Source organism: Vibrio sp. 10N.247.311.14 (assembly GCF_041467715.1).
Lineage (GTDB): Bacteria > Pseudomonadota > Gammaproteobacteria > Enterobacterales > Vibrionaceae > Vibrio > Vibrio crassostreae_C.
In genome coordinates this window covers 1-16,654 of the sequence record NZ_JBFSVE010000060.1, presented here as the reverse complement: position 1 = coordinate 16,654, position 16,654 = coordinate 1, and the positions used below count along the sequence as shown (strand labels likewise).

17 protein-coding genes are annotated in these 16,654 nt (G+C 46.4%); all 17 read left to right on the top strand.

Annotated features, from left to right (window positions below; translation table 11 throughout):
* The first annotated feature begins 141 nt into the window (after positions 1–141).
* On the top strand, positions 142–1,623 hold the full coding sequence (gene der, locus AB6F11_RS18615; RefSeq protein ID WP_017062511.1) for a ribosome biogenesis GTPase Der: 1,482 nt from the start codon (positions 142–144) through the stop codon (positions 1,621–1,623).
* Positions 1,624–1,754: 131 nt separating this feature from the next.
* Positions 1,755–2,657: a metal-dependent hydrolase gene (locus AB6F11_RS18610; protein WP_102394407.1), complete on the top strand. Its 903-nt coding sequence runs from the start codon at positions 1,755–1,757 to the stop codon at positions 2,655–2,657.
* Positions 2,658–2,946: 289 nt separating this feature from the next.
* Positions 2,947–3,936 (top strand): sensor domain-containing diguanylate cyclase, encoded by a 990-nt coding sequence (locus AB6F11_RS18605; RefSeq protein WP_102394408.1) that lies wholly within the window; start codon positions 2,947–2,949, stop codon positions 3,934–3,936.
* 36 nt (positions 3,937–3,972) lie between these two features.
* On the top strand, positions 3,973–4,200 hold the full coding sequence (locus tag AB6F11_RS18600; protein ID WP_102394409.1) for a zinc ribbon domain-containing protein: 228 nt from the start codon (positions 3,973–3,975) through the stop codon (positions 4,198–4,200).
* A 294-nt stretch (positions 4,201–4,494) separates the two neighbouring features.
* Positions 4,495–5,781, top strand: coding sequence for an urea ABC transporter substrate-binding protein (gene urtA / locus AB6F11_RS18595; RefSeq protein WP_017069306.1), 1,287 nt, complete (start codon positions 4,495–4,497; stop codon positions 5,779–5,781).
* 160 nt (positions 5,782–5,941) lie between these two features.
* Positions 5,942–7,570, top strand: coding sequence for an urea ABC transporter permease subunit UrtB (urtB, locus tag AB6F11_RS18590; protein WP_102394410.1), 1,629 nt, complete (start codon positions 5,942–5,944; stop codon positions 7,568–7,570).
* A 10-nt stretch (positions 7,571–7,580) separates the two neighbouring features.
* A complete protein-coding gene (gene urtC / locus AB6F11_RS18585; protein ID WP_017062507.1) occupies positions 7,581–8,753 on the top strand; it encodes an urea ABC transporter permease subunit UrtC in 1,173 nt (390 codons plus the stop codon).
* A complete protein-coding gene (gene urtD, locus AB6F11_RS18580) occupies positions 8,750–9,592 on the top strand; it encodes an urea ABC transporter ATP-binding protein UrtD (RefSeq protein WP_017056203.1) in 843 nt (280 codons plus the stop codon). The genes urtC and urtD overlap by 4 nt, the downstream gene beginning before the upstream one ends.
* Position 9,593: 1 nt before the next feature.
* Positions 9,594–10,289 (top strand): urea ABC transporter ATP-binding subunit UrtE, encoded by a 696-nt coding sequence (gene urtE, locus AB6F11_RS18575; RefSeq protein ID WP_102394411.1) that lies wholly within the window; start codon positions 9,594–9,596, stop codon positions 10,287–10,289.
* Entirely contained in the window at positions 10,286–11,233 is a 948-nt protein-coding gene (locus AB6F11_RS18570; RefSeq protein WP_102394412.1) for an urease accessory protein UreD, read from the top strand. Before urtE ends, AB6F11_RS18570 begins: the two co-directional genes overlap by 4 nt.
* A gap of 133 nt (positions 11,234–11,366) precedes the next feature.
* Complete coding sequence (gene ureA / locus AB6F11_RS18565; protein WP_004735119.1) at positions 11,367–11,669, top strand: urease subunit gamma; 303 nt, start codon at positions 11,367–11,369, stop codon at positions 11,667–11,669.
* 11 nt (positions 11,670–11,680) lie between these two features.
* Positions 11,681–12,016, top strand: coding sequence for an urease subunit beta (locus AB6F11_RS18560; protein WP_102394413.1), 336 nt, complete (start codon positions 11,681–11,683; stop codon positions 12,014–12,016).
* 39 nt (positions 12,017–12,055) lie between these two features.
* Complete coding sequence (ureC, locus tag AB6F11_RS18555) at positions 12,056–13,759, top strand: urease subunit alpha (protein ID WP_102394414.1); 1,704 nt, start codon at positions 12,056–12,058, stop codon at positions 13,757–13,759.
* A 77-nt stretch (positions 13,760–13,836) separates the two neighbouring features.
* Complete coding sequence (gene ureE, locus AB6F11_RS18550) at positions 13,837–14,289, top strand: urease accessory protein UreE (RefSeq protein ID WP_004735122.1); 453 nt, start codon at positions 13,837–13,839, stop codon at positions 14,287–14,289.
* Between the two features lie 235 nt (positions 14,290–14,524).
* Positions 14,525–15,121: a HupE/UreJ family protein gene (locus AB6F11_RS18545; protein WP_102394415.1), complete on the top strand. Its 597-nt coding sequence runs from the start codon at positions 14,525–14,527 to the stop codon at positions 15,119–15,121.
* A gap of 42 nt (positions 15,122–15,163) precedes the next feature.
* Positions 15,164–15,844 carry an urease accessory protein UreF gene (locus tag AB6F11_RS18540; protein WP_065682664.1) on the top strand — a complete coding sequence of 227 codons (681 nt, stop codon included), beginning with the start codon at positions 15,164–15,166 and terminating at the stop codon, positions 15,842–15,844.
* A 46-nt stretch (positions 15,845–15,890) separates the two neighbouring features.
* Positions 15,891–16,529: an urease accessory protein UreG gene (gene ureG / locus AB6F11_RS18535; RefSeq protein WP_017062498.1), complete on the top strand. Its 639-nt coding sequence runs from the start codon at positions 15,891–15,893 to the stop codon at positions 16,527–16,529.
* Positions 16,530–16,654: the final 125 nt, after the last annotated feature.

Genomic DNA, 16,654 nt, shown 5'->3' with positions numbered 1-16,654 from the left:
CAGTCGGCTCCTGGTTGGTAACAGCCAGGAGCCGTTTTGTTGTTAAAAATTAATAAACCGTGTGGTTATAGGTAAGAGTTTAAACTTGCGAACAAGTGCTTACCTATAACTACATTTAGAGAAGAAATTGTAGAGGTTGTTATGGTACCTGTTGTTGCTCTAGTAGGGCGTCCGAACGTAGGTAAATCTACGTTATTTAACCGATTGACTCGAACTCGTGATGCATTGGTTGCGGATTTCCCTGGCTTAACGCGTGACCGTAAATACGGTCATGCTCATTTTAGCGAGCATGACTTTATTGTTATTGACACTGGCGGTATCGACGGTACTGAAGAAGGTGTTGAAACTAAAATGGCTGAACAGTCGCTAGCGGCGATTGATGAAGCTGATGTCGTTCTATTTATGGTAGATGGCCGTGCGGGTCTAACACCTTCAGACGTGGCGATTGCTAAGCACCTACGTCAACTAGAAAAGCCTTCAATGCTAGTAGTAAACAAGGTTGATGGTATCGACCCTGATGCTGCAAGTGCTGACTTCTGGCAACTAGGTGTAGAAGACATGTACCAAATCGCTGCGGCGCATGGTCGTGGTGTTACTGCACTTATTGACCTTGCTCTTAACCCATTCGCAGAAGCGCTAAAAGCTGAGAATGGCGAAGTAAGCGACTTAACTGAGTTTGAAGACGAAGAAGAAGAGCAGGTTGAATTTACAGAAGAAGAAGCTGAAGCCGAATTCAAGCGTCTTCAAGATCAACCGATCAAACTAGCGATCATTGGCCGTCCTAACGTAGGTAAATCAACGCTAACGAACCGTATTCTTGGTGAAGAGCGTGTGGTTGTTTACGATATGCCAGGTACGACTCGTGACTCTATCTACATCCCAATGCAGCGTGACGAGCGTGAATACGTTCTAATCGATACTGCGGGTGTTCGTCGTCGTAAAAACATCAACGAAACGGTAGAGAAGTTCTCAGTGGTTAAAACACTGAAAGCGATTGAAGATGCTAACGTTGTATTGCTGCTTATCGATGCTCGCGAAAACATCTCTGATCAAGATCTAAGCTTGCTAGGCTTTGCGTTGAACGCTGGTCGTTCAATTGTTATTGCCGTAAACAAGTGGGATGGCCTAGATAACGACGTTAAAGAGCGCGTTAAGAAAGAGCTAGACCGTCGCTTAGGCTTCGTTGATTTCGCACGTATTCACTTTATCTCTGCACTTCACGGTACAGGTGTTGGTCACTTGTTTGAGTCTGTACAAGAAGCTTACAAGTCAGCGACTACTCGTGTTGGTACTTCTGTGCTAACTCGTATCATGAAGATGGCGACTGATGATCACCAACCGCCTATGGTTCGTGGCCGTCGTGTGAAACTGAAATACGCGCACGCTGGTGGCTACAACCCACCGATTATCGTTATCCACGGCAACCAAGTTCGTAACTTGCCAGATTCATACAAACGATTCTTGATGAACTACTACCGTCGTTCACTAGAAATCATGGGTACACCTATTCGCATTCAATTCCAGAACAGCGAGAACCCATTTGAAGCTAAGACTAACAAGCTGACAATTTCTCAAGAACGTAAACGTAAACGTATGATGAGCATGGTTAAAGGTCGTAAGTAAACCTTTCCAATAGATTTGATACCCGAGCCTGTCTCGGGTATTTTTTTAAGCAAAATTCACGTTAAGCCATAACAATACGTTTTTATCATCATGGCTTAACGAATCAGACTAGATTCCAGAAGAAGAACGATATGACTACTAGCGATTTGATTACACCTGTGTCAGCAATCACACCAACCATCACTCAATTTTGTCATCAGGCTTGGCAGCTCAATGCTAAAGCGCAGTACGTTGAAAGCGATGACAGCAAAACTTACCTGATCACCGACGTGACACCCTTCCACCCAGTGAGTCACATTTGGCCAGATCACCCTGCAGACCAAGGCTTTGTGAGTGTTGGTGACGTGCTATATCCAGTTGAAGACTGCCTTGTTGGTGCTATAGAACAATCTACTGGCAAGCTTCATATCGCAGCAGATATCCCTGTTAAGCGTGATACGGAAGGGTGGGCGTTTGTTGTTGTCCACCAGCTACCTACATCTGCTTCTATGATTAAGGTTAACGACGAAGTCGTGTTGTCGGTTGATAAAGAGTACCAAGCCAGTTTGAGCCGTGGTCACAGTGCTGGTCACATCGCTTTCCTAGCCTTGAATAAAGTATTGGCTGAAAGCTACTGGCGTAAAGATGCGGACAGAAAAGATCCGCTTGGCAGTTACGACTTCAATAGCTACGCACAAGTGACGAGCTTTGTGACTCCAGAGCTGTGTACCGATAAGTATCGCTTAGGCAAAACCCTGAAGAAGCGTGGTTTGAACGTTGCAGATATGCTAGCAAGTCTTGATGACATCGAAGCTGATATCAACCAAATGATTGCGGGCTGGTTTGCAGAGCCGACGCCAGTTGCAATGCGACTGGAAGGCGAAGCATTAACAGACTCTCGCTATTGGGAATGGCAGTTGGATGCCGACACTTTAGTGTCTATTCCGTGTGGTGGTACTCACATTGAGAACACCTCAGAACTTAAGGCATTATCCGTTAAGTTAATCCAGTTAGATGACCAGCATATTGAAATGCTGACGCATGTAATTCGATGATTTAGACTACAGATCGAAATGGCTTGTGCTGTTTATTTTATTTTTACATGTCACTTTTGATATAAATGACTATTTGAAATTGAAATGCAGCATATGTAACTTATGCTTTCGGTGTGTGGTGATATAAATATTCTTTTTGGGGTAGATCGCTGATCAAAATAGATAAAGCGAAAGATCAACCTATGATCTTCGATTGTGTGTCGTACTAATTTAGTGTGTTATTATTAACCAATAACAAGCTTGCATAAGAACAAGCTGTACCCGATTACACAATTGAAAGCCTTAGTGAATGGAACAACAATTTTTATTAGAAGGTCATCGAGCCGTCAATAGTTTGCTGCGGAAGCTTGCGCTTGGGATGGATCGCAAAGATTTAAATCACAAGATTATTCAGCTTACCGAGCAGCGCATGGCTTCAATTTTACTGCTCAACTCAGAGTCTAAAACGTTACACCTTGAGTATGCCCCAAACCTGCCTGATTTTTACAATCAACAGATTGAAGGGATAGGAATTGGTGCGGGGATAGGCTCTTGTGGCGAGGCAGCTGCGCTTAAGAAAGCAGTGATGGTCTCCAACATAAATGCACACCCAAACTGGGCACCTTTTCTGGTCTTAACCAATCAAGCGAATTTACATGCCTGTTGGTCGGTCCCCATTATCTCGTCGCGCGGTAATGTGTTGGTTACCTTCGCTATTTATAGCCAGTACATCTCTGAACCACATGAATTTGAGCTCGAGATCTTAGAGCTACTGGCTTCCCTGTATTCGGTAGCACTAGAGAAGTTTGAGCTGGAGAACCAGCTTAATTTTTTCGCCAATCGAGATTCTTTAACCCATTGCTTGAATCCTCATGCACTGTTCAATGAAGCCGAAAAAGTGTTGGCTAAGCGATGTTTTTCAGAAAAGGTGATGGCGTGTCTGTTTGTGGATGTCGATAAGTTCAAATCAATAAATGATACCTATGGCCACAGTTTCGGTGACGATGTGCTGTTGGCGGTTGCCGAAGTTCTTGATGAGGCAACCACAGCATGTGCCAAGATAGGTCGTTATGGTGGCGATGAGTTTGTGGTGTTCTCATGTTTTGATGATCAAGAAAGCGTCGTTAGCTTCTACCACAGCTTAGAGAAAGCACTGCAACAAGCGCTTTATATCAATGATGTGCAGTTTTCAGTGAGTGTCGGGCTTTCTTGTGACAAAGATCCTCAAGGATTAGACCAGTTGATCGCACAAGCTGATAAGAACATGTATCAAATCAAGCAAGCCAAGTCCCAGCAGTAGTAGATTGTAAAAACAGTCGTAAATTAGGAAATGCTAATGAGTGAAAATATCTGCCCTAAGTGCCAGTCTGAGCTAGCTTGGGATGGCAAGTATCACTGTGAAAGTTGTCAGGCTCATTTTATTAAAGTAGGGTTTTGCCCAGAGTGCAGCAGCCAACTTGAGAAGCTTCAAGCCTGTGGTGCGGCGAGCTATTTTTGCAACGGTGATTGCAACGAGTTGAAATCTAAATCGAGAGTAAAATTCGAATTTCAACCAGCGGAATAGCCTTAAACTGCATGGTTTGAACGACCATCGGTGATGTTATACCAGAGACTCAATACTAAAGTGTTGGGTCTTTTTTGCATCTGAAGAACAGGAATGTGTCATCTTGGTTCATTCCCACCGTCACTGCACCAGTATGAAACATAGTTACATGATTGCTATGCACTCTATTGGTATGATTTTGTTTTAAGTTTCATTAATACAATGACTTATAAATAATTTCATTGGTTTATAAGTTTGGCACTCTTCTTGTAACTCTGTAATTGAATAACAAAAATACAATTATGGAGTAATATCATGAACAAGGTGTTCAATTTATCGCTAGCTGCACTGTGTACAACACTTTCATTTTCTTCTGCAACAGTGTTTGCTGCCGATGAGACCATCAAGGTCGGTGTTCTACACTCACTCTCTGGCACTATGGCGATCAGTGAGACCACGCTAAAAGATACCGTTCTAATGCTCATCGAAGAGCAGAACAAAAAGGGCGGTTTGCTTGGTAAGAAGCTAGAGCCTGTTGTGGTTGACCCTGCGTCAAACTGGCCGCTATTTGCTGAGAAAGCGCGTGAGCTTATCGAAAAAGAGAAAGTGGATGTGGTGTTCGGTGGTTGGACATCGGTATCACGTAAATCGATGCTGCCTGTCTTTGAAGAACTCAACAGCATCCTTTTCTACCCAGTACAGTATGAAGGTGAAGAGTCTTCTAAAAACGTTTTCTACACCGGCGCCGCGCCAAACCAACAAGCGATCCCTGCAGTGGATTACTTGATGGAAGAGCTTGAAGTCGAGCGCTGGGTACTTGCTGGTACCGATTACGTTTATCCACGTACAACCAATAAGATCTTAGAAGCCTACCTAAAAGATAAAGGTGTCGCAGAAGAAGACATCATGATCAACTACACGCCATTTGGTCACTCTGATTGGCAATCTATCGTTTCAGACATCAAAAAGTTCGGTGAAGCTGGCAAGAAAACCGCTGTGGTTTCTACTGTAAACGGCGATGCGAACGTACCTTTCTATAAAGAGCTAGGCGCTCAAGGCATTTCATCTGAAGACATCCCAGTTATTGCATTCTCTGTTGGTGAAGAAGAACTGTCAGGCATGGACACAGAACCATTGGTTGGTCATCTAGCGGCATGGAACTACTTCATGAGTGTTGATACTGAAGCTAATGAAGAGTTCGTTGAAACGTGGCAGTCGTTCATCAAGAGTGAAAAGCGTGTCACCAATGACCCAATGGAAGCGCACTATGTTGGCTTCAATATGTGGGCTCAAGCGGTCACTAATGCGGGCACAACCGATCCTGAATCTGTGCAAGATGCCTTGATTGGCGTGTCTGTACCTAACCTTTCTGGCGGCTACTCTACCATGCTGCCAAACCACCACATTACTAAACCAGTCCTGATCGGTGAAATCCAAGGCGATGGTCAATTCGATATCGTTTGGGAAACCACTGGACTAGTGGCGGGTGATGCTTGGTCGAGTTACTTACCTGAATCGGCAAAACTGTTCTCTAGCTGGTCGAAGCCATTCTCATGTGGTGCGTTTAACGTCGAAACGAAGAAGTGTTCTGGCGGTAACTAGATCGTCAATTCAGGAATATTGAGCCTTCCGGTTTGGGAAGAACGCGTCTGTTTAACGGGCGAAGCGAACGGAAGGCTCATCGTTTCAGGTAACAACCACTATCCACACATCCTCCAAGTAAAAATAACAATATCTAACTTGGTTGGTTAAGGAAGCAGGGATGAAAAACGTATTAAACGTATTTAAAGTGCTGTTGCTCATGGCAGTCAGTGCTCAGTTGGCTTTTGCTGGAATAACGGATGAAGCTAGCTTTACCAAGGCGCTAGTTGGTAAGAAAACATCGGATAAAGAATTAGCTATCGATTGGGTGATTGAGACGCAAACGGGAGACGTGTCGAAAGCTATTTTAGATGGCTGGTTAAACGGAAACCTTTACTACTTCAATGAGAAACAGAGCGAGCAGTACAAACAGCTCTACCTCATTCAAAGTATCAAAACAGCGACGTCAGCTCAGTCAGTATGGGATGATTCAACGCTTAATATCGAGAATGCGAGACAGTTTAAAAAGGTTCGTGTGAATAACAAACTTCGCGGGATATTACGCGGGGAAATAGCCTCGATTGGACTGAACAGCGGCAACCCTGATGTGCGTTATAAGGCGGTTTTGGATTTGTTAGGAACCAAAGACGCTGACATTATCGAACGACTAACTGAACTCAGAGCCAATGAATCAGATGGCAAAGTAGCTGAGCTAATGGATTTGTCGTTAGCGATTGCCACTTCTCTTAATAACAGTGCCACCATTGAAGATCGTGTGGCTTCAATTGAACGAGTTGGCGACTTCAAACACTCGGTCGTTCTGAAAACACTGAACCAACTACTGAACAGTGAGCAAGATCCAAGCATTACCGCTGCAGCAGAACGTGCGATGGATAGCTATCAACAAAGCCAAGCACTCTATTCGGGTGTAGAAACAGTATTCTTCGGTTTGAGTTTAGGCTCGGTATTGGTACTGGCAGGCATTGGCTTAGCGATTACCTTTGGTGTGATGGGCGTTATCAACATGGCTCATGGCGAGCTGATCATGATTGGCGCTTACACCACCTACGTATTGCAGTTGTTGATGCCGAATCATATTGGCCTAGCGCTGATACTTTCCATTCCAGCGGCATTCATTGTTTCTGGCTTAGTGGGCATTGCGATTGAGCGAAGTGTGATTCGTCATCTTTATGGTCGCCCATTGGAAACCTTACTCGCGACCTTTGGTATTAGCTTAATCTTGCAGCAGGCTGTTCGTTCTATTTTCTCTCCTTTGAACCGCTCAGTGAGCACGCCTGAATGGATGTCTGGCGCACTTCAATTAAACCCAATGTTGTCCCTGACCTACAACCGCCTTTACATCATTCTCTTCTGTGGTTTGGTGTTTATGGGCTTATTAATGGTTCTGAAAAAGACAGCACTAGGTTTGCAGGTTCGTGCGGTTTCTCAAAACCGTGGCATGGCTCGTGCGATGGGTATTCGTTCAGAGCGAGTTGATGCGATGACCTTCGGTTTAGGCTCTGGCGTTGCGGGTGTTGCAGGCGTGGCACTGTCTCAACTGACCAACGTTGGCCCTAATATGGGACAGGCGTACATCATCGACTCATTCATGGTGGTGGTATTCGGTGGTGTTGGCAACCTATGGGGCACGCTAGTCGCAGGCTTAAGCCTTGGTCTGTTCAATAAAATTTTAGAACCGTGGGCTGGTGCGGTTCTCGCCAAGATTCTGGTACTGGTTTTCATCATTCTATTTATTCAAAAACGCCCACGCGGACTCTTCCCGCAACGTGGTCGTGCGGCTGAAGGTTAAGGACAACATCATGCAGTCAAAATCATTTGTACTTTCGGCAATGCGTGGTGACAAAGGTGGCCAACTGACCATCCTTGCCATTCTAGCGGCCGTTATTCTTATCCCACTGGCTAACACCATGTTACCAAGTGGGCACCCGCTCCATGTAGAGACTTTTACTATCTCGCTGATGGGCAAATATCTGAGCTACGCAATGTTGGCGTTGGCGCTCGATCTGGTGTGGGGCTATCTCGGAATCTTGAGCCTTGGCCACGGTGCTTTCTTTGCGCTTGGTGGTTATGCGATGGGCATGTACTTGATGCGTCAGATTGGTGACCGTGGGGTTTATGGTGATCCAGTCTTACCAGATTTCATGGTGTTCCTTGATTGGTCTGCGTTGCCGTGGTTCTGGCAGGGCTTTGACCAGTTCTGGTTTGCTTGCCTGATGGTGGTGCTAGTGCCGGGCGCATTGGCTTACTTGTTCGGTTATTTAGCTTTCCGCTCTCGTGTGTCCGGGGTGTATCTTTCTATCATGACTCAGGCATTAACTTACGCATTGATGCTGGCATTTTTCCGCAACGAAATGGGCTTTGGTGGCAACAACGGACTGACGGATTTCAAAGACATCATCGGTCTGAGTTTGCAGAGTGATGCGGTCAAGATAGGTCTGTTTGTCGCGACTGGTATTGCGCTTATTCTCAGCTACATAGCTTGTCGCATGGTGGTGACTAGTCGATTAGGTCGTGTGGCATTAGCGATTCGTGATACGGAATCACGCACTCGCTTTATGGGCTATGACGTCGATGGCATCAAGCTGTGGGTCTTCGTTCTTTCTGCGGTTATCGCCGGTATTGCCGGGGCTTTATATGTCCCTCAAGTGGGTATTATCAATCCGGGAGAATTTGCTCCTCTTAACTCGATTGAGATTGTGGTTTGGGTAGCCTTAGGCGGTCGTGCCACTCTGTTTGGTGCCATTGTCGGTGCATTGATCATCAACTACGCCAAGAGTTGGTTTACGGTTGAGTTCCCGGAGGTGTGGCTGTTTGCTCTGGGTGGACTATTCGTACTCTCAACCATGTACTTCCCACAAGGTGTGATTGGCTTTGTCAGTGAAAAGTGGCAGCAGCTGCGCAAGGCATCAAATGGGAAAAACCAAGATAAAGATAAGGATGATCAGCACAAGGCCAAGGAGGTGATCGCATGACCACATTTAATAGCGTAAAGGAATCGGTTCAGGCGTTCACTCGTCGAGACGAAGTCTTTGATTACCTCAAACCCGATATTCATCCTGCCATCGATACTCGACATAACGTGCTGTTGTATGTCGAAGGCGTCAACAAAAGCTTCGATGGTTTCCAAGCGATAAACGACCTCAACCTTTACATCAAAGAGGGAGAGCTACGCTGTATCATCGGTCCTAATGGCGCAGGTAAAACCACCATGATGGACATTATCACAGGTAAAACTAAGCCAGACACCGGCGAGGTGTGGTTGGGTTCGAACATCAACTTATTGAAGATGAATGAAGCCGAAATCGCCAATGCAGGCGTTGGGCGTAAGTTCCAAAAGCCGACCGTGATTGAATGTTTAACTGTGTGGCAGAACCTTGAATTAGCCATGGCAGGTGATCGCTCAGTGTGGGCGACTTTCACTGCTGTTATGTCTGGTGAGCAGAAAGACAAGCTGACCTCGGTACTTGAGCTGATTCATTTAAAAGACGAAGCGGCTAACTTGGCAGGTAACCTGTCTCACGGTCAGAAACAGTGGTTAGAGATAGGCATGTTATTGATGCAAAACCCTAGGCTATTGTTGGTGGATGAACCCGTTGCAGGGATGACTCACCAAGAGATGGACCGTACCTCTGAGTTACTTAACTCACTGGCAGGCAAGCACTCAGTGGTCGTGGTTGAACACGATATGGATTTCGTTCGTTCTATCGCAAGCCATGTCACCGTGCTTCATCAAGGTCACGTGTTGGCTGAAGGCACCATGGATCAAGTGCAAGCTCACCCTGAAGTTAAACAAGTTTATCTCGGAGAATAGGATGCTAGAGGTTAAATCAGTTAATCAATATTACGGTGAGAGCCACACGCTGTGGGATTTGGATATGCAGATCCCGGAAGGCAAGTGCACAGTGTTAATGGGACGAAACGGTGTCGGTAAAACGACGTTGCTGCAATGCATCATGGGGCTAGTTAAGGTCGAGAGCGGTGACATTTCGTTATCGGGTGAGTCGCTTCTTAAAACCGATGCCGAAGAGCGTGCTCGCCAGGGAATCGGTTATGTGCCGCAAGGTCGTCAGATCTTTCCGATGCTCACTGTTCAAGAAAATCTAGAGGTCGGTTTACCGATTCGTAAAAAGGGTGACCGCAAGATCCCTGAATTCATCTTCGATATTTTCCCAGTGTTAAAAGAGATGCTACATCGTCGCGGTGGTGATTTATCGGGTGGCCAGCAGCAACAGCTAGCGATTGGGCGTGCGCTGGTGGTTAATCCAAAGCTATTGATCTTGGATGAGCCGACGGAGGGTATTCAACCCAATATTGTGCAAGAGATTGGCGACATCATTCGCATGCTCAACGAGAAAATGGGGCTCACGGTTCTGTTGGTTGAACAGAAGCTGCCGTTTGCAAGAAAGGTCGGTGACCGTTTTTGCATTATCGACCGTGGACGCCAAGTGGCAGAAGGTGAAATGACAGGGCTCGATGAGTCCTTGATAAAGGAGTACCTAACCGTATGAATTCTCTCTTTTCTCCGAATGAAGTAAGCAAGGCTTCTTTAGTAGAAGCTTTATCTTTGAATGAGACCATCGAACAAGATATTCGTGATGGTTGGCAAGCGAGTTTAAACCTCACTTTTGTCGACCGCAGTGATAAAACCGTATTAAAGAATCGTCAGCAGTCTGGTCCGCTTGCGGTGCAACGCCCCCTGTATCCTGATGGGGAAACGTGTCACACCTATTTACTCCATCCCCCCGGCGGAGTGGTAGGTGGTGACACTCTCAATATTGAAGCGACCATCGAAAGCGGTGCGCATGCGTTGATCACCACACCCGGTGCGACCAAGTTTTATCGCTCAAACAACAAGTACGCCAAGCAGAAGCAGACCCTACGAGTGAAGAAAGATGCACGCTTGGAATGGATGCCGCAAGAGAACATCTTTTTCCCGAATGCACACGTTCGTTTAGATACTGAAATTCGCCTAGAAAAGGGTGCACAGTTTTGGGGTTGGGAGATGCACTGTTTTGGACGCCCTGCACAGAATGAGGGATTCGAGCATGGTCATCTCGTTGGGAAAACAGAAATCTATCTTGATAATCAAAGGCTTCTGACTGAAGGCTTTAATTTTCATGGTGGCGATAAGTTAATGATAAATATGGGGTTACTTGATTATTCAATGATGGGAACCTTTTATATCACTTCAAATGAGAAGCAAGATTTAGAGTTGGTACAGAGCTTGCTCTTATCTATTACACAGCAAGCTTCACAGCAATCAGTTACATCAAAAATGTCGAGTGAACCCACATTAATATTGGGCGCGACTCAGATAGAAGGATTGATTGTGGTGCGAGCCTTGGGTAATTGGAGTGAAGATATCCTCCAAGCCTTTGGTCAGATTTGGCAAGCAACTCGCTCTCATTTATGTGGTACGACTCCTGATTTACCTAGGATTTGGGCGACTTAGCGATTAGCCCTTTTTGTACCTAGGGTGACTTCCGACCCTAGGTACATTTTTTCAAGCTTGCTGTGATTGAATCCCACTTACTGCTCATGCGTTTTTGAGCAATAAGAAAACAACACTAACAGCGGGCGGCTAAATGGAATTAACACCAAGAGAAAAAGATAAGCTACTTATCTTCTGCGCAGGAATGCTGGCACAGCAGCGCAAACAAAAAGGCTTAAAACTCAACTATCCCGAATCTATTGCACTGATCAGCAGTGCCATTCTAGAAGGTGCCCGTGAGGGAAAAACCGTTTCGGAACTGATGGATTTTGGACGCACACTGCTTACCGTCGATGACGTTATGGAGGGGATCCCTTCCATGATCCCAGATGTACAAGTCGAAGCCACTTTCCCCGATGGCACCAAATTGGTGACCGTTCATGAACCTATCGTTTAGGGAGAAGTAGTATGGCTGGTTCCACTAAACAATACTCAGGATTCATTCCCGGAAAAGTAGAAACCGCACCGGGTGACATCACTCTCAATGAAGGCCGAGACACAACGTCCGTTAAGGTGCAAAACATTGGCGATCGTCCTGTCCAAATTGGCTCTCATTACCACTTCTATGAAGCAAACCCTTCGCTGATCTTTAACCGAGAAGTCACTAAAGGCTTTCGACTCAATATTCCTGCGGGTACTGCAACCCGCTTTGAGCCGGGTCAGTCGCGCAGCGTCGAGTTAGTGCGTTACGCCGGTAAGTTAGAGATCTATGGCTTCCAAGGAAAGGTGATGGGCAAGCTCTAAGCGCTCCCACGGAATAATGAAAATAACAAAGGATTGAACATGGCGACGATATCCAGACAGGCTTATGCCGAAATGTTTGGGCCTACAGTCGGTGACCGAGTGCGTCTTGCTGACACCGATTTATGGCTAGAAGTTGAAAAGGATTACACCGTATACGGTGATGAAGTGAAGTTTGGCGGCGGTAAAGTGATCCGTGATGGACAGGGACAAAGCCAACGTCCAAGTGCCGAAACTCCAGATTTGGTGATCACTAACGCGATTGTGTTGGATTACTGGGGCATCGTAAAAGCCGATGTCGCAGTCAAAGATGGTCGAGTTCAGGCATTGGGCAAAGCGGGCAACCCAGATGTTCAACCAGGTGTTGATATTGTGATTGGTCCGGGTACGGAAATTTTGGCCGGCGAAGGTTCGATTCTCACTGCGGGTGGCATCGACTCTCACATCCACTTTATCTGTCCGCAACAGATTGAAGAAGCTTTGGCGTCGGGTGTGACGACCATGATAGGCGGTGGCACGGGGCCAAACACAGGGACTAACGCAACCACATGTACACCGGGTCCGTGGAACATGCACCGCATGCTAGAGTCACTCGATCAATTCCCGATGAACTTTGGTTTGTTAGGAAAGGGCAATGCGAGCCAGCCTGAAGCACTGCGTGAGCAAGTAGCAGCGGGTGCTGTTGGCTTGAAGTTGCACGAAGACTGGGGAACAACACCCGCGTCAATTGATACTTGCTTAAGTGTTGCCGATGAGATGGACGTACAAGTTGCAATTCACACCGATACGCTGAATGAGTCGGGTTTTGTTGAATCGACACTTGGCGCCATCGGTGACCGCGTGATTCATACCTATCACACCGAAGGTGCGGGTGGCGGCCATGCTCCCGACATTATCCGTGCGGCAGGTGAACCCAACGTTCTGCCTTCTTCGACTAACCCAACACGACCTTACACGGTCAATACGGTCGATGAGCATTTAGACATGTTGATGGTGTGTCATCACCTTTCACCATCAATTGCAGAAGATGTCGCGTTTGCTGAATCTCGTATCCGCCGTGAAACCATTGCCGCAGAAGACATTCTTCATGATTTAGGTGCGTTCTCGATGATCGCCTCGGATTCTCAAGCTATGGGACGAGTAGGCGAGGTAGTAACACGTACTTGGCAAACCGCGCACAAGATGAAAGTTCAGCGCGGTAGCTTAAAAGAAGATTCAGACTACAGCGATAACTTCCGTTTAAGACGCTATGTCGCTAAGTACACCATCAACCCTGCGATTACGCACGGTATGTCTCATGAAATCGGTTCGATCGAAGCCGGGAAATTAGCTGACCTAGTTCTATGGAAGCCAGCCTTCTTTGGCGTGAAACCAAGCGTGATTTTGAAAGGCGGCATGATCGCCATGGCGCCGATGGGTGACCCAAACGCTTCTATCCCAACCCCTCAACCTGTTCACTATCGCTCTATGTTTGGTAGCTATGGCAAGGCGTGTCAGAACACATCGATGTTGTTTGTCTCTAAAGAAGCCAAGGAGCAGAACATCGACAAGCAATTGGGTCTGCAGAGCTTGATTGGTGTTGTGAGCAACTGCCGAAACATCAGCAAAGCCGACATGAAGCTCAATGATTGGATGCCGAAGATTGAAGTCGACTCTCAGACGTACCAAGTGCGCGCCGATGGTGAACTACTCACGTGTGAGCCTGCTGAAGAGCTGCCAATGGCTCAGCGGTACTTTCTATTCTAAGCCTTTGACTAAAGAATCTTATTTTAGTGACCCTATTTTGAACGTTATAAATCTCACAAGGAGATTGAGGTAATAGCATGATTGAACTGACTCAACTGAATACTCAAATACAAAATGCACCGGACGGCTATTTGAGCCTGCCGATCGATAGTCGCATCAAAAGCCGCCTTAAGGTGATGCTCGATGACGGGCGCAATGCAGGGCTGTTTCTACCACGAGGTCATATCTTGCGTGGTGGCGAACAGCTCTCAAGTGAATGTGGTTTAGTCGTAGAAGTGAAAGCGGCACCTGAAACCGTTTCGACTGTTTACTGTGAAGACTTGCTCCTTTTAACGCGAGTGGCGTATCACCTTGGCAACCGTCATGTTCCGCTGCAAGTGGAAGCGGGTTGGGTTCGTTACCAACACGACCATGTTTTAGATGAAATGGTTGAAGGCTTAGGCGCGAAGGTGACCACCGAGAAACAACCGTTTGAACCAGAAGGCGGCGCTTATGGCGGTCGCTCAGGTGGTCATCATCACCATCATTAATCGAGTCATTGATGACTCACTAAACGATTTATATAACAACGATATTAATAACAATAATACCAATCACAGTAAGTAAGTGATCAACAATAGCGCAGAAAAAAGGCTTGAGAACAAGGCATAATTTTTCGATAAGTAGTTATTCTACAATCAAAAATTATAACGCAGTTATCGAGCATTTTAGCAAGCTAGGGTGAGCAATTATTTACTACGATTGGTATAAAGCAAGGAACTCGCGATGAACTTTAAAACAGCTGCTGGCTTATGTACTTTCACAATAGCTTCTCTAACAACATCAACGATGGCTTTGGCTCACCCGGGGCACGGTTCGCATTCGGCTCATGAGTCTCACTCATTTATGTCTGGCTTAACTCACCCGGTAACAGGTATGGATCACCTGATCATGCTGATTGCTTTCGGTTTGTTAATTGGCGCACTGTCGTTTTCAAGCAAGATAAAAGCCGCTCTGATTGGCGGCGGATTGGTGTCTTTGGTGGTAGGGCTTATCGCAGGCCAAGCCCTAGGCTTCTCTGTGATTGTTGAACCTGCAATCATCGCTTCTCTATTCGTTGTCAGCTTATGTTTATGGCACGTGTTCTCACCATCGACTAAGCGAGTGAACAGTGTATTAGCGGCTTCGATTGGCATGTTGTTTTTCCATGGTTATGCGCATGGCGTTGAAGCGGCAAGTAACCTAACTCAGTTTGCAACTGGCATGAGCATCACTGCTTTGGCTTTGATGGTTATCGGTGCTTTTGTTGGCCGCGCGGTTTACTCAAAATGGATGTCGGTTGGTGTGGCTTCAGCAAGCGCACTATTACTGTTAGGCGCGTAAGCTCTCGAACTTATTTGATTCTAGAAGACTGAGGGCACGGTTATGACCACAACAGAAAATGTCGCCATCTATCGCCTGTTTCAATTGATCAGTCCATCGTTGCCGATTGGTGGGTTCACTTATTCGCAAGGCTTAGAGTTAGCGGTTGAAGCGGGGTGGGTGACCGATCGCAACAGCATGGAACAGTGGCTTAATACCATCGTCAGTTCCAGTGTCGCAACTTTGGAATTACCTATCTTAGAGCGTCTTTATCACGCGCTAGAAAAGGGTGAAATCGATGAGATTGAGCATTGGTGTAACTACTTATACTCAAGCCGTGAAACCAGTGAATTGCGAGCGGAAGAAAAGCAGCGTGGGCATGCATTGAACACCTTGTTGAAGCGCTTGGATATCGATATTTCGCTGGTGGATTCTGTTGATAGTCATCCAAACCAATTGTTGGGCATGTGTATGGCGGCTCAGCATTGGGGTATTGATTTAGAGAGCCTCAAGCAGGGTTATTTATGGAGTTGGCTTGAAAACATCGTTACCGCAGGGGTCAAGTTAGTGCCTTTAGGTCAAACCGATGGTCAGTTGGCATTGATTAATATCACCAACACCTTTCCTGAGGTGATCGAAAAGGCCCGCACGATAGAAGATTGGATGATAGGCAGCTTTTCGCCTTCGATGGCATTAGCGAGTTCATTGCACGAAACACAATACACACGACTATTTCGTTCGTAGCGGTTAGCGCGAACGATGTAGCAAAAAGAATATAAGGAAGTAGACAATGGAAAGTTATAAGCAACCACTTCGAATTGGTATTGGCGGCCCGGTAGGGTCTGGTAAAACAGCGCTATTAGAAGTGCTTTGTAAAGCGATTCGCGACAAGCTCAATATCGCAGTGGTAACCAACGACATCTACACTCAAGAAGATGCCAAGATACTTACGCGAGCAGAGGCTCTAGAACCAGATCGTATTATTGGTGTTGAAACGGGTGGCTGTCCGCACACGGCGATCCGTGAAGATGCGTCGATGAACTTAGCTGCGGTAGAAGAGCTTGCCAAGCTGCATAAGAACCTCGATGTGGTATTCGTCGAAAGTGGCGGTGATAACTTGAGTGCGACGTTCAGCCCTGAATTAGCCGATCTTACCATCTACGTGATTGATGTAGCGGAAGGGGAGAAGATCCCACGTAAAGGCGGACCGGGTATTACGCGTTCTGATCTGCTGGTTATCAATAAGATCGATTTAGCACCATATGTGGGTGCGTCACTTGAGGTGATGGAGCAAGACACACAACGCATGCGTCCAACCAAGCCATACGTGTTCACCAACCTCAAAGAGAGCCAAGGGCTAGACTTCATCATCAACTTTATTGTGACTGAAGGGATGCTAACCATGAAGGAGCCTTCTACTACTGAGTAGGGTTGGAATAGGTTAGTTTTTTGAAAGCGTTAGATACTAAAAAGCCCTGTCGATTATCGATAGGGCTTTCTGGTTGTGCGCCGAGCATGGCGTTGATCTAGGAGGTGAAAGTCCTCTACGGGCTC

Bases quoted from the DNA above. Each gene is read 5' to 3' on its own strand.
- der (WP_017062511.1), top strand. From the start codon at position 142: ATGGTACCTGTTGTTGCTCTAGTAGGGCGTCCGAACGTAGGTAAATCT.
- AB6F11_RS18610 (WP_102394407.1), top strand. From the start codon at position 1,755: ATGACTACTAGCGATTTGATTACACCTGTGTCAGCAATCACACCAACC.
- AB6F11_RS18605 (WP_102394408.1), top strand. From the start codon at position 2,947: ATGGAACAACAATTTTTATTAGAAGGTCATCGAGCCGTCAATAGTTTG.
- AB6F11_RS18600 (WP_102394409.1), top strand. From the start codon at position 3,973: ATGAGTGAAAATATCTGCCCTAAGTGCCAGTCTGAGCTAGCTTGGGAT.
- urtA (WP_017069306.1), top strand. From the start codon at position 4,495: ATGAACAAGGTGTTCAATTTATCGCTAGCTGCACTGTGTACAACACTT.
- urtB (WP_102394410.1), top strand. From the start codon at position 5,942: ATGAAAAACGTATTAAACGTATTTAAAGTGCTGTTGCTCATGGCAGTC.
- urtC (WP_017062507.1), top strand. From the start codon at position 7,581: ATGCAGTCAAAATCATTTGTACTTTCGGCAATGCGTGGTGACAAAGGT.
- urtD (WP_017056203.1), top strand. From the start codon at position 8,750: ATGACCACATTTAATAGCGTAAAGGAATCGGTTCAGGCGTTCACTCGT.
- urtE (WP_102394411.1), top strand. From the start codon at position 9,594: ATGCTAGAGGTTAAATCAGTTAATCAATATTACGGTGAGAGCCACACG.
- AB6F11_RS18570 (WP_102394412.1), top strand. From the start codon at position 10,286: ATGAATTCTCTCTTTTCTCCGAATGAAGTAAGCAAGGCTTCTTTAGTA.
- ureA (WP_004735119.1), top strand. From the start codon at position 11,367: ATGGAATTAACACCAAGAGAAAAAGATAAGCTACTTATCTTCTGCGCA.
- AB6F11_RS18560 (WP_102394413.1), top strand. From the start codon at position 11,681: ATGGCTGGTTCCACTAAACAATACTCAGGATTCATTCCCGGAAAAGTA.
- ureC (WP_102394414.1), top strand. From the start codon at position 12,056: ATGGCGACGATATCCAGACAGGCTTATGCCGAAATGTTTGGGCCTACA.
- ureE (WP_004735122.1), top strand. From the start codon at position 13,837: ATGATTGAACTGACTCAACTGAATACTCAAATACAAAATGCACCGGAC.
- AB6F11_RS18545 (WP_102394415.1), top strand. From the start codon at position 14,525: ATGAACTTTAAAACAGCTGCTGGCTTATGTACTTTCACAATAGCTTCT.
- AB6F11_RS18540 (WP_065682664.1), top strand. From the start codon at position 15,164: ATGACCACAACAGAAAATGTCGCCATCTATCGCCTGTTTCAATTGATC.
- ureG (WP_017062498.1), top strand. From the start codon at position 15,891: ATGGAAAGTTATAAGCAACCACTTCGAATTGGTATTGGCGGCCCGGTA.